This is a genomic window from Ideonella sp. BN130291 (assembly GCF_036231905.1).
In the GTDB taxonomy this organism is placed as follows: domain Bacteria; phylum Pseudomonadota; class Gammaproteobacteria; order Burkholderiales; family Burkholderiaceae_C; genus CAMLIZ01.
The window spans coordinates 66,197-79,293 of sequence record NZ_JAZARE010000002.1 but is presented as its reverse complement, the minus strand read 5'-3'; the positions used below and the strand labels follow the sequence as shown (position 1 = coordinate 79,293).

12 protein-coding genes are annotated in these 13,097 nt (G+C 68.5%); all 12 read left to right on the top strand.

All coding sequences use genetic code 11. The features are described 5' to 3' along the window. Positions 1–7 precede the first annotated feature (7 nt). Positions 8–658, top strand: a complete 651-nt coding sequence (leuD, locus tag VPH43_RS03570) for a 3-isopropylmalate dehydratase small subunit (RefSeq protein ID WP_328576283.1) — start codon at positions 8–10, stop codon at positions 656–658. Positions 659–676: 18 nt separating this feature from the next. Continuing rightward, the gene (leuB, locus tag VPH43_RS03565; RefSeq protein ID WP_328576282.1) at positions 677–1,777 is read left to right on the top strand and encodes a 3-isopropylmalate dehydrogenase; all 1,101 of its coding nucleotides are present in this window, start codon (positions 677–679) and stop codon (positions 1,775–1,777) included. Positions 1,778–1,877: 100 nt separating this feature from the next. Further along, positions 1,878–3,005, top strand: a complete 1,128-nt coding sequence (asd, locus tag VPH43_RS03560) for an aspartate-semialdehyde dehydrogenase (protein ID WP_328576281.1) — start codon at positions 1,878–1,880, stop codon at positions 3,003–3,005. A gap of 257 nt (positions 3,006–3,262) precedes the next feature. Next, on the top strand, positions 3,263–5,860 hold the full coding sequence (locus tag VPH43_RS03555) for a FimV/HubP family polar landmark protein (protein WP_328576280.1): 2,598 nt from the start codon (positions 3,263–3,265) through the stop codon (positions 5,858–5,860). Next, positions 5,853–6,674, top strand: coding sequence for a tRNA pseudouridine(38-40) synthase TruA (gene truA / locus VPH43_RS03550; RefSeq protein ID WP_328576279.1), 822 nt, complete (start codon positions 5,853–5,855; stop codon positions 6,672–6,674). Before VPH43_RS03555 ends, truA begins: the two co-directional genes overlap by 8 nt. A gap of 45 nt (positions 6,675–6,719) precedes the next feature. After that, the gene (locus VPH43_RS03545) at positions 6,720–7,370 is read left to right on the top strand and encodes a phosphoribosylanthranilate isomerase (RefSeq protein ID WP_442909198.1); all 651 of its coding nucleotides are present in this window, start codon (positions 6,720–6,722) and stop codon (positions 7,368–7,370) included. A 14-nt stretch (positions 7,371–7,384) separates the two neighbouring features. Then, positions 7,385–8,629 (top strand): tryptophan synthase subunit beta, encoded by a 1,245-nt coding sequence (gene trpB, locus VPH43_RS03540; protein WP_328576277.1) that lies wholly within the window; start codon positions 7,385–7,387, stop codon positions 8,627–8,629. After that, on the top strand, positions 8,629–9,459 hold the full coding sequence (trpA, locus tag VPH43_RS03535) for a tryptophan synthase subunit alpha (protein WP_328576276.1): 831 nt from the start codon (positions 8,629–8,631) through the stop codon (positions 9,457–9,459). Before trpB ends, trpA begins: the two co-directional genes overlap by 1 nt. Next, positions 9,456–10,328, top strand: a complete 873-nt coding sequence (gene accD, locus VPH43_RS03530) for an acetyl-CoA carboxylase, carboxyltransferase subunit beta (protein ID WP_328576275.1) — start codon at positions 9,456–9,458, stop codon at positions 10,326–10,328. Before trpA ends, accD begins: the two co-directional genes overlap by 4 nt. A 57-nt stretch (positions 10,329–10,385) precedes the next feature. Beyond that, positions 10,386–11,684, top strand: coding sequence for a bifunctional tetrahydrofolate synthase/dihydrofolate synthase (gene folC / locus VPH43_RS03525; RefSeq protein ID WP_328576274.1), 1,299 nt, complete (start codon positions 10,386–10,388; stop codon positions 11,682–11,684). 73 nt (positions 11,685–11,757) lie between these two features. Continuing rightward, entirely contained in the window at positions 11,758–12,591 is an 834-nt protein-coding gene (locus VPH43_RS03520; protein ID WP_328576273.1) for an SPOR domain-containing protein, read from the top strand. Between the two features lie 5 nt (positions 12,592–12,596). Beyond that, positions 12,597–13,094 carry a CvpA family protein gene (locus tag VPH43_RS03515; RefSeq protein WP_328576272.1) on the top strand — a complete coding sequence of 166 codons (498 nt, stop codon included), beginning with the start codon at positions 12,597–12,599 and terminating at the stop codon, positions 13,092–13,094. Positions 13,095–13,097: the final 3 nt, after the last annotated feature.

Below are 13,097 nucleotides of genomic sequence, written 5' to 3'. Positions count from 1 at the left end.
ACACACGATGGACAAGTTCACCGTTCACCAGGGCCTGGTTGCGCCCATGGACCGCGAAAACGTCGACACCGACGCAATCATTCCCAAGCAGTTCCTCAAATCGATCAAGAAGTCCGGGTTCGGCCCCAACCTGTTCGACGAATGGCGCTACCTCGACCCCGGCCAGCCTGGCCAGGACCCGGCCACGCGCAAGCCGAACCCTGATTTCGTGTTGAACCAGCCGCGCTACCAGGGCGCATCCATCCTGCTGGCGCGCAAGAACTTCGGCTGCGGCTCCAGCCGCGAGCATGCGCCCTGGGCGATCGAGCAATACGGCTTCCGCGCGCTGATTGCGCCCAGCTATGCCGACATCTTCTTCAACAACTGCTTCAAGAACGGCCTGCTGCCCATCGTGCTGCCCGAGCATGAAGTGGCGACGCTGTTCGACGAGGTGAACGCCTTCGTCGGCTACCAGCTCACCATCGACCTGGAGCGCCAGGTGGTGGTCAAGCCGGACGGTGCCGCGATCCCGTTCGAGGTGCAGCCTTTTCGCAAGTACTGCCTGCTCAATGGCTTTGACGACATCGGGCTGACCTTGCGGCACGCCGACAAGATCAAGGCCTTCGAAGCCGAGCGCCTGGCGCGCAAGCCCTGGCTGAACCAGCGGCTGCCCGGCTGACCCACGAGGAACTGGAAAATGAAGATTGCGATCCTGCCGGGTGACGGCATCGGCACCGAAATCGTCGCGGAAGCGGTGAAGGTGCTCAACGTGCTGGACCTGAAGTTCGAGACCGAAACCGCCCTGGTTGGCGGCGCCGCTTACGAAACCCATGGCCACCCGCTGCCGGAATCGACGCTGAAGCTGGCGCAGCAAGCTGATGCGGTGCTGTTCGGTGCTGTCGGCGACTGGAAGTACGACAAGCTGGAGCGCGCCCTGCGTCCCGAGCAGGCCATCCTGGGCCTGCGCAAGCACCTGCAGCTGTTTGCCAACTTCCGCCCGGCCATCTGCTACGAAGAGCTCACCCATGCGTCCAGCCTGAAGCCCGAGCTGGTGGCGGGGCTGGACATCCTCATCATCCGCGAGCTCACCGGTGACATCTACTTCGGCCAGCCGCGCGGCCGCCGCGAAGCGCCGGATGGCGCGTTCAAGGGCGCGCCCGAAGCCTTCGACACCATGCGCTACTCGCGCCCGGAAATCGAACGCATCGCCCACGTCGCTTTCCAGGCCGCCCGCAAGCGCGGCAAGAAGGTGACCAGCGTTGACAAGGCCAACGTGCTGGAGACCTTCCAGTTCTGGAAGGATGTGGTCACCGAGGTGCACGCCGAGTATCCGGACGTGGAGCTGGACCACATGTACGTGGACAACGCGGCCATGCAGCTGGTGAAGGCACCGAAGAAGTTCGACGTCATCGTCACCGGCAACATGTTCGGCGACATCCTGTCCGACGAAGCCGCCATGCTCACCGGCTCCATCGGCATGCTGCCGTCGGCCTCGCTGAATGCCGAGAACAAAGGCTTGTACGAGCCCAGCCACGGCTCCGCACCCGACATCGCGGGCAAGGGAATCGCCAATCCTTTGGCTACAATCCTGTCCGCTGCCATGATGCTCCGCTTCTCCCTCAACCAACCCGAAGCCGCCGCACGGATCGAATCCGCGGTGCAGGACGTGCTCGCGTCCGGCCTTCGCACGGGGGACATCTGGTCGGAAGGCACGACCAAGGTGGGCACACGCGAAATGGGCGACGCCGTCGTGGCCGCCCTGACCGGCAAGACCATCAAAACCATTACCAAGAGCTAGCAAGCTCCGGTTCGTCTCGCCCCCACAACTCCCAAGGTAGTCCGGCGAACGAGCCGGGGGAGTCAGAGGTTTCCAACCACAGCGGATGAAAGGGCGAGAGATGAAGGTCGTAGGTCTGGTCGGATGGCGCGGAATGGTCGGTTCCGTGCTCATGGATCGCATGCAGGAGGAGGGCGACTTTGCCCTCATCGAGCCGGTGTTCTTCAGCACCAGCAATGCAGGCGGCGCCGCGCCCCAATGGGCGAAGAACGAAAGCAAGCTGAAGGACGCCTACGACATCGAGGCGCTCAAGCGCTGCGACGTGGTGATCACCGCACAGGGCGGCGACTACACCAACGACGTCTTCCCCAAGCTGCGTGAGTCGGGCTGGGCTGGCCACTGGATCGACGCAGCCTCCAGCCTGCGCATGAAGGACGACGCCGTCATCGTGCTGGACCCGGTGAACCTGCCGGTGATCAAGAGCGCGCTGGCCAAGGGCCAGAAGAACTGGATCGGCGGCAACTGCACCGTGAGCTGCATGCTCATGGGCGTGGGCGCGCTCTACAAGGCCGGCTTGGTCGAGTGGATGAGCACGCAAACGTACCAGGCGGCCTCCGGCGGCGGCGCGCAGCACATGCGCGAGCTGCTCACCCAGTTCGGCACCTTGAACGCCGAGGTCAAGGACCTGCTGGCCGACCCCAAGAGCGCCATCCTCGACATCGACCGACGCCTGGTGGCCAAGCAGCGCTCGCTCACCGAAGCGGAAACCGCCAACTTCGGCGTGCCGCTGGCCGGCTCGCTGATCCCCTGGATCGACCGCGACCTGGGCGACGGCATGTCCAAGGAGGAGTGGAAGGGCATGGCCGAGACCAACAAGATCCTCGGCCAGGGGCCGGGCTTCGGCTCGGCTGCGGTCCCGGTCGATGGTTTCTGCGTGCGCATCGGCGCCATGCGCTGCCATAGCCAAGCACTCACTTTCAAGCTCAAGAAGGATGTGCCGCTCGCCGATATCGAGGCCATGATCGCCGCGGACAACGCCTGGGTGAAGGTGGTGCCCAACAGCCGCGAAGCCACCATCCGCGACCTGACGCCGGTGGCTGTGACGGGCACGCTCACCATCCCGGTGGGCCGCCTGCGCAAGCTGGCCATGGGCCCGGAGTACCTGGGGGCGTTCACCATCGGCGATCAACTGTTGTGGGGTGCGGCGGAACCGCTGCGCCGCATGCTGCGCATCCTGCTCGACGCCTAAATCGCGCGAACGGGTGCAAAGCGCGGGGAGGCAGCGGCTTCGTTGCCTCCCCGCGACATTTCGTGAATAACTTGGGTGACACGAACCACACCCGACCGGACATCAGGTTTTGCGTGAGCTTGTAAGCGTATATGCTTGATGTTATTGTGATTTCCACCGTTACGGCCTGAGGAAGGCAAGTGCGGAACACAGCACACACGATGTCGTTGGGCGGCGGACTTTGGAAACCAGTCCGCCGATCGCATTTGGGAGACGCCTTGAAAGACAGCTCGATCAACGCAGGGCGCTTCGCCCTGTCGGCGGTGGCCGCCGCCACCCTGGCCCTTGCAGCCACCCATGCCTCGGCGCTGGGCCTGGGCCGGCTGGCGGTGCAGTCGGCCCTTGGCGAAACCCTGAAGGCGGAAATCGACGTCACCAGCCTGACGCCTGAAGAAGCCTCCACGCTGAAGGTGCGCATCGCGCCGGCCGAGTCCTACCGCGCCGCGGGCGTGGACTACAACGCCGTGCTCACCAGCACCTCGGCCACCCTGCAGCGCCGCCCCGATGGCCGCACCGTGCTGCGCCTGTCCAGCGACCGCGCCGTGCAGGAACCCTTTGTGGACGTGATCCTCGAGGTGTCCTGGTCGACCGGCCGGCTGGTGCGTGAATACACCCTGCTGTTCGACCCGCCCGTGCGCACGCCGGCGCCGCCCGCCATGGCGGCAGCGCCGTCGATCTCACCCGCACCCGCCCCGGCGCCGGCCGTGACCGCCGAGGCGCCCGCTCCGCGTGCGCAGCCCTCGCGTCCCGCTGCGGTGCCCACCCCTCCCGCGCCTGCTCCGGCCACCGCCCGTGCACCCGCACCGTCTCCTGCGCCCGCGCCGGTCGCGTCCTCGCAGGGCGGCGACGAGTACACCGTGCGCAGTGGCGACACGCTGTTCCGCATCGCCGCCAAGACGCAGCGTCCCGGCGTCTCGCTGGACCAGATGCTGGTGTCGCTGTACCGCGGCAACCCGTCCGCCTTCCTCGGCGACAACATGAACCGGCTGAAGTCCGGCGTGGTGCTGTCGGTGCCCTCGGCCGAATCGGCCCAGCAGGTGTCGCCGTCCGAGGCCAAGCAGATCATCCAGGCCCAGAGCGCCGACTTTGGCGCCTATCGCCAGCGCCTGGCCGGTGCCGTGCCGGCCGCCAAGACGGAAGAGCCGGGTCGCCAGGCCACCGGCAAGGTGCAGGCCGCTGTGGAAGACCGCAAGCAGGCCACGCCCACGCCCGACAAGCTGACGCTGTCGCAAGGCGCGCTGAAGCCGACCTCGCCTGAAGTCAAGATCTCCAAGGAAGCCGAGCGCAAGGAGGCCTCCACCCGCGTGGCCGAGCTGTCACGCAACGTGGAAGAGCTCAAGCGGCTGTCCAGCGCGTCCAGCGCGGCGGGTGCCAAGCCGGCGTCTGCGGCTGCCACACCGGCGCCCGCGCCTGTGGCCGCCGCCAAACCCGCGCCGGCACCTGCGCTGCCCGTGCCCGCCGTGCCGGTCAAGCCGGCGCCGGTGCCTGTGCCCGCCCCGGCCCCCGCGCCGGCTCCCGTGGCTGCAGCGCCCGTCGCGCCGCCGGCTGCTTCGGTGCCGGCATCCCCGGCTCCGGCCCCGATCGCGGCCGCCAGCCAGCCGCAGGCCGCCTCGGCCACCGTGCCGGCGTCGGCGCCGCGGCCTGCCGTGGCGGCATCGCGCCCGCGTCCCCGCCCGGTCCCCACGCCGGTGCCGGTGGAAGAACCCAGCCTGTTCGACAACCCGTTCATGCTGCCGGCAGCGGCGGTGCTGCTGCTGGGCCTGGGTGGCCTCGGCTTCTATCGCTGGCGCAGCCGCTCCAAAAAGGACAGCGGCGAAACTTCCTTCCTGGAAAGCCGCCTGCAGCCGGATTCGTTTTTCGGCGCCAGCGGCGGCCAGCGCATCGACACGCGTGACGCCAGCGGCGTGTCCTCGTCGATGAGCTATTCGTTGAGCCAGCTCGACGCCATCGGCGACGTGGATCCGGTGGCCGAAGCCGACGTCTACCTGGCCTATGGCCGCGACCTGCAGGCCGAGGAAATTCTCAAGGAGGCGATGCGCGGCAACCCGGACCGCCTGGCCATCCGCTCGAAGCTGCTGGAGGTGTATGCCAAGCGGCGCGACACCAAGGGCTTTGAGCTGCTGGCCACCCAGCTGTTCGCGCTGACGCAGGGCGAAGGCGAAGACTGGCAGAAGGCGCAGGACCTGGGCCGTCAGATCGACCCGGAGAACCCGCTGTACCAGCCGGGCGGCCAGCCGGTGACGGCCGAAGGCCAGCCGGCGGTGGAGCCGCTGGGTGCCAGCACGATGCCGCACTCGGTGCTGCCATCCGGCCCCAGCTCGTACGCTGCCCCGGCACCCGAGCCGATGGACGAGGCTTCCGCAAGCACCGACCTGGACCTGAACCTGGACGCGCCGGTGGCTGAAGCGCCGGCGCCGGAAAGCGCCCGTCCGCTGTCCGGCTCCGCCAGCCGCGCCGCGCAGGACGTGAGCCTGGACTTCGACCTGCCCACCATGGACGCACCCCCGGCCCGACCGGCCGCAGCGCCCTCGCCGATGGAGTTCGACCTCGGCTCCCTGTCGCTGGACCTCGATTCGCCGAGCGGCGCAGCGCCGGCCGCCCAGCCGGAGTCGCTGCCTGACCTGGACCTGCCCGGCATGGAAGGCGGCAGCGTTGACGATGCCGCTGACCCGCTGATGCGCAAGCTGGAGCTGGCCGAGGAGTTCCGGCAGATCGGGGACATGGAAGGCGCCCGCGACCTGCTCGAGGAAGTGGTGGCCAAGGCGAATGGTTCCTTGAAGGCCAAGGCGCAAGGCATGCTGGAAACGCTTGCCTGAGCTTGAAACGCGGGCGGCCGAGCGGCCGCCCGTTCGCATCGCCCTGGGCATCGCCTACCGTGGCGAGCGCTACCACGGCTGGCAAAGCCAGCCGGGTGGGCGCACCGTGCAGGACACGCTGGAGCGTGCGCTCTCGGAGTTTGCCGCCCAGCCGGTGAGCACCCTGTGCGCCGGCCGCACCGACACCGGCGTGCATGCGCTCAACCAGGTGGTGCACGTCGATGCGCCGGTGGAGCGCGAGGCTTTCTCCTGGGTGCGGGGCACCAACCGCTACCTGCCGCCTGACATCGCGGTGCAGTGGTGCCAGCCGGTGCCGCCCACCTTCCACGCCCGCAACAGTGCGAGGGGCCGGCGTTATCGCTACCTGCTGCTCGAATCGCCGGTGCGCCCGGCGATCGAACAGGCGGGTTGCGGCTGGACCTTCCGCCCGCTGGACGGCGCCGCGATGCAGGCCGCGGCACGGCACCTGATCGGCGAACACGACTTCAGCAGCTTCCGCTCTTCGGAATGCCAAGCCGCCTCCCCGGTGAAGACCTTGCGCAGCCTGCAGGTGAGCCGTCGCGGCGCCTACTGGCGCTTCGACGTGGACGGCAGCGCCTTCCTGCACCACATGGTGCGCAACATCATGGGCTGCATGGTGGCCGTGGGCAGCGGAGCGCGAGCGCCGGACTGGATGGGCGAGGTGCTGGCCGCACGCAGCCGCGACGCCGCGGCGCCGACCTTCGCCGCGGATGGTCTGTACTTCGTCGGCCCGTACTACGATGCCGAACTCGCCATCCCGCAGCACACGCCGGCGATGGACTGGTTGCCCTGAACTAGGCCCCTCGCGCGGCGCCGGCTGCACGACATGGACCCTGCGATGAACCCCCAACGAACCCGCATCAAGATCTGCGGCATCACCCGCGAAGCCGACCTCGACGAAGCCGTGGCGGCCGGCGCCGATGCGATCGGCCTGGTGCTGTATGAGCGCAGCCCCCGCCATGTGAGCCTGGAAAAGGCGGTGGCGCTCGCACAACGGCTGCCGCCCTTCGTGACGCCGGTGTGCCTGCTCGTCAATGCACCGGCCGATCGGGTGGCGCAGGTCACCGGTGCGCTGCCGCAGGCGCTGCTGCAGTTCCATGGCGATGAAACGCCGCAGCAGTGCGCCGCACCCGGGCGCCCCTTCCTGCGGGCGGCGCGCATGGCGCCGGGCTTCGATTTGTTAGACTTTGCCGTGCAGTACGCACACGCCACCGGCCTGTTGCTCGACGCTCATGTCGAAGGTTACGGCGGCGGCGGAAAGGTCTTCGATTGGTCTCTCATTCCACCCAGCGTCCCCTCTCCGGTCGTTTTGTCTGGTGGGTTGAATCCTGCAAACGTGATCGATGGGGTGTTGCACGTCCGGCCCTGGGCCGTTGACGTGAGCTCCGGCGTGGAGAGCGCAAAGGGCATCAAGGATGCCGCGCTCATGCGCCGGTTCTGCGAGGCGGTGCGCGAGGCGGATGCCCGCATCGCCGATGCCAGCACCTGAACCGAGATCACACCATGTTGAACTATCACCAGCCCGACGAGCGCGGGCATTTCGGGCCCTATGGCGGCACCTTCGTCGCCGAGACCCTGATCCATGCCCTGGACGAGTTGAAGGCGGCCTACGAGCATTACCGGGCCGATCCCGAATTCATGGCCGAATTCCGCCATGAGCTGAAGCACTTTGTCGGTCGGCCGAGCCCGATCTATCACGCGGCGCGCACCAGCCGGGAACTCGGCGGCGCGCAGATCTACCTGAAGCGCGAAGACCTCAACCACACCGGCGCGCACAAGATCAACAACGTCATCGGCCAGGCGCTGCTCGCCCGGCGCATGGGCAAGCCGCGCGTCATCGCCGAAACCGGCGCTGGCCAGCACGGTGTGGCCACGGCCACCATCTGCGCCCGCTACGGCATGGAATGCGTGGTGTACATGGGCAGCGAGGACGTCAAGCGCCAGTCGCCCAACGTGTACCGCATGCACCTGCTGGGGGCCAAGGTGGTGCCGGTGGAATCGGGCAGCAAGACCTTGAAGGACGCGCTCAACGAAGCGCTGCGCGACTGGGTCACCAACGTCGAGAACACCTTCTACATCATCGGCACGGTGGCCGGCCCCGCACCGTACCCGGCCATGGTGCGCGACTTCCAGGCCGTGATCGGCGAGGAATGCCTGGTCCAGATGCCCGACATCGTCGGCCGCCAGCCCGACGCGGTGATCGCCTGCGTGGGCGGTGGCAGCAATGCGATGGGCATCTTCTATCCCTACATCGGGCATGAAGGCACCCGGCTGATCGGCGTGGAGGCCGCTGGCCAGGGGCTGGCATCGGGCAAGCACGCCGCGTCGCTGTCGGCCGGCTCGCCGGGCGTGCTGCATGGCAACCGCACCTACCTGCTGCAGGACGACAACGGCCAGATCACCGAAACCCATTCCATCTCGGCCGGCCTGGACTACCCAGGCGTGGGCCCAGAGCACGCCTACCTCAAGGACATCGGCCGGGCGGAATACGTCGGCATCACCGACGACGAGGCGCTGGCCGCATTCCATCACCTGTGCCGCACCGAAGGCATCATTCCGGCGCTGGAGTCCAGCCATGCTGTCGCTTACGCGATGAAGCTGGCCAGGACGATGCGGCCCGACCAGCACCTGCTGGTCAACCTCTCCGGCCGCGGCGACAAGGACATCGGCACCGTGGCCGACCTGTCGGGCGCCGAATTCTACTGCCGGCCGTCGTGCCGGGGGCAGAGCGTGAAGGGAGGGTTGTGATGAGCCGCATCCGCAACGTGTTCGCCGCCCTGCAGGCCGATGGCCGCAAGGCGCTGATTCCCTATGTGACCGCCGGCGATCCCTACCCGGACGCCACGGTGCAGATCATGCAGGGCCTGGCCGATGGGGGCGCCGACGTCATCGAACTCGGTGTGCCGTTTTCGGACCCGATGGCCGATGGCCCGGTGATCCAGAAGGCCTCCGAACGCGCGCTCGCCAAGGGCATCGGCCTGGGGCAGGTGCTGGCTTACGTGAAGGCTTTCCGGCTCGGCAACGACCGCACGCCGGTGGTGCTCATGGGTTATGCCAACCCGGTGGAGCGCTACGACCAGCGCCTAGGGGAGGGCGCCTTCCTGCGCGATGCGGTGGCCGCGGGCGTGGACGGCGTGCTGATCGTGGACTACCCGCCGGAGGAGTGCGAAACCTTTGCCCAGCGCCTGAAGGCCGCTGGCCTCGATCCGATCTTCCTGCTGGCGCCCACCTCCACCGAGCAGCGCATGAAGGACGTGGGCCGCATCGCCACCGGCTATGTGTACTACGTGTCGCTCAAGGGCGTGACCGGCGCCGGGCACCTGGACACCGCCGCGGTGGCCGCCATGGTGCCGCGCATCAAGGCCCACGTGAACGTGCCGGTGGGCGTGGGCTTCGGTATCCGCGACGCGGACACCGCCCGGGCGGTAGCGGCGGTGTCGGACGCCGTGGTGATAGGCTCGCGGCTGGTCCAGATCCTGGAATCCCAACCGCGCGACAATGTCGCCCTGGCCGGCCGGCAGTTCATCGCCGAGATCCGCGCCGCCCTGGACAGCATCAAAGAAGGAGCTACTGCATGAGCTGGCTTGAAAAACTGCTCCCGCCGAAGATCCAGCAGACCGACCCCGCCGAGCGCCGCTCGGTGCCCGAAGGCCTGTGGATCAAGTGCCCCTCTTGCGAGACGGTGCTCTACAAGACCGACCTGGAGCAGAACCAGAACGTCTGCCCCAAGTGCAGCCACCACCACCGCATCGGTGCGCGGGCGCGGCTGGACTTCTTCCTCGACCCCGAAGGCCGCTACGAGATCGGCCAGGAAGTCATCCCGGTCGACCCGCTGAAGTTCAAGGACAGCAAGAAGTACCCCGACCGCCTGAAGGATGCGATCGAGAACACCGGCGAGACCGATGCGCTCATCGTGATGGGCGGCGCGGTGATGAGTGTGCCGCTGGTCGTGGCCTGCTTTGAGTTCGACTTCATGGGCGGCTCCATGGGCTCGGTGGTCGGCGAGCGCTTCGTGCGCGGCGTGGAAACCGCGGTGGAGCAGAAGGTGCCCTTCGTGTGCTTCACCGCCACCGGGGGCGCCCGCATGCAGGAAGGCCTGTTGAGCCTGATGCAGATGGCCAAGACCAATGCCGCGCTCACGCGCCTGGCGAAGGCGAAGCTGCCCTACATCAGCGTGCTCACCGATCCCACCATGGGCGGTGTGTCGGCCAGCTTTGCGTTCGTGGGCGACATCGTCATCGCCGAGCCAAAAGCACTGATCGGCTTTGCCGGCCCGCGGGTGATCGAGAACACCGTGCGCGAGAAGCTGCCGGAAGGCTTCCAGCGCTCGGAGTTCCTGCTCACCAAGGGCGCGCTGGACATGATCGTGGACCGGCGCGAGCTGCGCAAAACCGTGGCGCATTCGCTGGCCATGCTGCAGCGGCAGAGCGCCGACGCGGTGGCCTGAGCGCGCCGCACACCATCCAAGGGCGGCCCGCGGGCCGCCCGTTTCGCTTCTGAACCGATGACTTCCCATCCGCAGACCCTGGACGACTGGCTGGCCCATTGCGAGCGCCTGCATCCGGTGACGATCGACATGACCCTTGACCGCGTGGCCGCCGTGCGGGACCGGCTGGGCCTGTGCTTCGAGGTGCCGGTGATCACGGTCGCGGGCACCAACGGCAAGGGTTCCACCTGCGCGATGCTGGAGTCGATCGCGTTGCAGGCGGGCTACCGGGTGGGCCTGTACATCAAGCCGCACCTGGTGCACTTCGAGGAACGTTGCCGGCTCAACGGCGCGCCGGTGGCCGCCGACGCGCTGCTGCCGCATTTCGAGGCGGTGGAAGCGGCGCGCGAGGGCACCACGCTCACCTACTTCGAGTTCACCACCCTGGCCATCCTGCGCGCGCTGTCGCAGGCCGAACTCGATCTCGTGATCCTGGAGGTGGGCCTGGGCGGCCGGCTGGATGCGGTGAACGTCATCGATGCCGACTGCGCGGTGGTGACCAGCATCGCGCTGGACCACACCGAATACCTCGGGCCGGACCGCGAGAGCATCGGCCGCGAGAAAGCCGGCATCCTGCGCACCGGCCGGCCGGCGGTGTGCAGCGACCCCCAGCCGCCGCAAAGCCTGCTGGACCGTGCGCGCGAGATCGGCGCCGACTTGCGCGTGAGCGGACGCGACTTCCATTTCACCGGCGACCGTCAGCAATGGAGCTGGACCGGGCGCCAGCGCCGCTATGCCGGGCTGGCGTATCCGGCGCTGCGCGGCGCCAACCAGCTGCTCAATGCCGCCGGCGCACTGGCAGCCTTTGAGGCCCTGCACCAGCGCCTGCCCATCACGGCGCAGGCGGTTCGCACCGGGCTGGCACTGGTGGAGCTGCCGGGCCGGTTCCAGATCGTGGCCGGACAGCCGGTGCTGGTGCTGGACGTGGGCCACAACCCGCAGGCGGTGGCGGTGCTGGCGCAGAACCTGGACCAGATGGGCTTCTATCCGCGCACCCATGCGGTGTTCGGCGCCATGCGCGACAAGGACCTGGCTGGCGTGCTGAAGCCCGTGGCACCGCTGGTGGACGCCTGGCACCTCACCGACCTGCCGATCGCGCGTGCGGCCACCGCCGAGGCGCTGCGCCCGGTGGCCGAGGCGGCCAGCGCGGGCCGCGAAGTGCCGGTGCATTGCCACGCCAGCCCTGCGGACGCCCTGCGGGCAGCGGTCGCCGCAGCAGACCCCGCTGATAGAATCGTGGTCTTCGGTTCGTTCTACACCGTGGGTGGCGTGTTGAAGGACGGTCTGCCTCGGCTGAGCGCTCCTCACGTCGGCTGACGGCCCGCTTCTGTCGCTCCCTGCCTGTGGCCTGCAACGGGCCGCCTCACCCTCCCCGAGCTTTGCGCCACGCATGGGTCTCAAGTCCTTCTTCCAACGCAAAGACAAAGACGCCGACGCGGCACCTGCGGCACGCACGCGGCGCAATGCGCCCGCCAGCGAGTCGGCCGATGCAGTGCAGCAGGCCCGCACGCGGGCCCGCCAGCGCCTGATCGGCGCCGTGGTGCTGCTCGGCATCGGCATCATCGGCTTCCCGCTGCTGTTCGAGACCCAACCGCGTCCGATTCCGGTGGACCTGCCGATCGAGATCCCCCGCAAGGAAACCGCGCCGCCGCTGCAACTGCCCGCACCGCGCGTGGCCGTGGCGCCGGCGGCGTCCAGGACGGCAGCCGACCCCCGGCCCGCTGCGGCCAGCGCGCCGGTGATCGTGGAAAGCCCGGCCGATGCGGGGCGCGACGTGACACCGCCCGCCGCAACCGCGCCGGTGGTGGCGCAGGCGGCCTCCACGCCCAAGCCGACCGCTGAGAAGCCGCCGGCGGACAAGCCCGCCAAGCCGGCCGCCGACAAGCCGGTGGCCGCCGCCAGCCATGCCACGACCGCCAAGCCCGCTGCCACACCCGACGATGCAGCGCGTGCAAAGGCCTTGCTCGAAGGCAAGCCCGCCGCCGATACGGCACCGGGGCGTTTCATCGTGCAGGTGGGCGCCTTCGCAGAGGCCACCGCGGCCCGCGAGGCACGCGTGAAGGTCGAGAAGCTGGGCCTGAAGACTTACACGCAAAGCGTGGACACCGACAGCGGCAAGCGCATCCGCGTGCGGGTGGGGCCTTTCAGCTCGCGCGACGAGGCCGACAAGGCCGCGGCGAAGATCAAGTCCGCCGGGCTCGCGTCGGCCGTGCTCACGCTCTGAGCGCCATGGACGCCCTGGGCACCGTCGACTGGGTTTTGCTGGCGGTCCTCGGCCTGTCGGTGCTGATCGGGCTGTGGCGCGGGCTGGTGTTCGAGGTGCTGTCGCTGCTGGGCTGGGTGGCGGCCTATTTCGCGGCACAGTGGTTCTCGCCCGCCATGGCGGAGCATCTGCCGGTGGGTGCGCCGGGCTCCGCGGTGAACCACGCGGCGGCGTTCGCCGTCACCTTCATCCTGGCGCTCATCGTGTGGGGCCTGGCTGCGCGCCTGATCCGCATGGCGGTGACCGCCTCGCCCCTCAGCGTGGTCGATCGCCTGCTGGGTGCGGTGTTCGGCTTCCTGCGCGGGCTGGTATTGCTGCTGGTCGTCGCCACCTTGGTGGCCATGACGCCAGTGAGAAGGTCGCCGGCGTGGGGCGAATCGCATGGCGCGGCATGGCTGGACGCCCTGTTGCAGCAATTGAAGCCGGTACTGCCGAGCGAAGTCGCTCGGCACCTGCCCGCGTGATCG

Coding starts and splice junctions, on each gene's coding strand:
- leuD (WP_328576283.1), top strand. CDS start 8: ATGGACAAGTTCACCGTTCACCAGGGCCTGGTTGCGCCCATGGACCGC.
- leuB (WP_328576282.1), top strand. CDS start 677: ATGAAGATTGCGATCCTGCCGGGTGACGGCATCGGCACCGAAATCGTC.
- asd (WP_328576281.1), top strand. CDS start 1,878: ATGAAGGTCGTAGGTCTGGTCGGATGGCGCGGAATGGTCGGTTCCGTG.
- VPH43_RS03545 (WP_442909198.1), top strand. CDS start 6,720: ATGAACCCCCAACGAACCCGCATCAAGATCTGCGGCATCACCCGCGAA.
- trpB (WP_328576277.1), top strand. CDS start 7,385: ATGTTGAACTATCACCAGCCCGACGAGCGCGGGCATTTCGGGCCCTAT.
- trpA (WP_328576276.1), top strand. CDS start 8,629: ATGAGCCGCATCCGCAACGTGTTCGCCGCCCTGCAGGCCGATGGCCGC.
- accD (WP_328576275.1), top strand. CDS start 9,456: ATGAGCTGGCTTGAAAAACTGCTCCCGCCGAAGATCCAGCAGACCGAC.
- folC (WP_328576274.1), top strand. CDS start 10,386: ATGACTTCCCATCCGCAGACCCTGGACGACTGGCTGGCCCATTGCGAG.
- VPH43_RS03520 (WP_328576273.1), top strand. CDS start 11,758: ATGGGTCTCAAGTCCTTCTTCCAACGCAAAGACAAAGACGCCGACGCG.
- VPH43_RS03515 (WP_328576272.1), top strand. CDS start 12,597: ATGGACGCCCTGGGCACCGTCGACTGGGTTTTGCTGGCGGTCCTCGGC.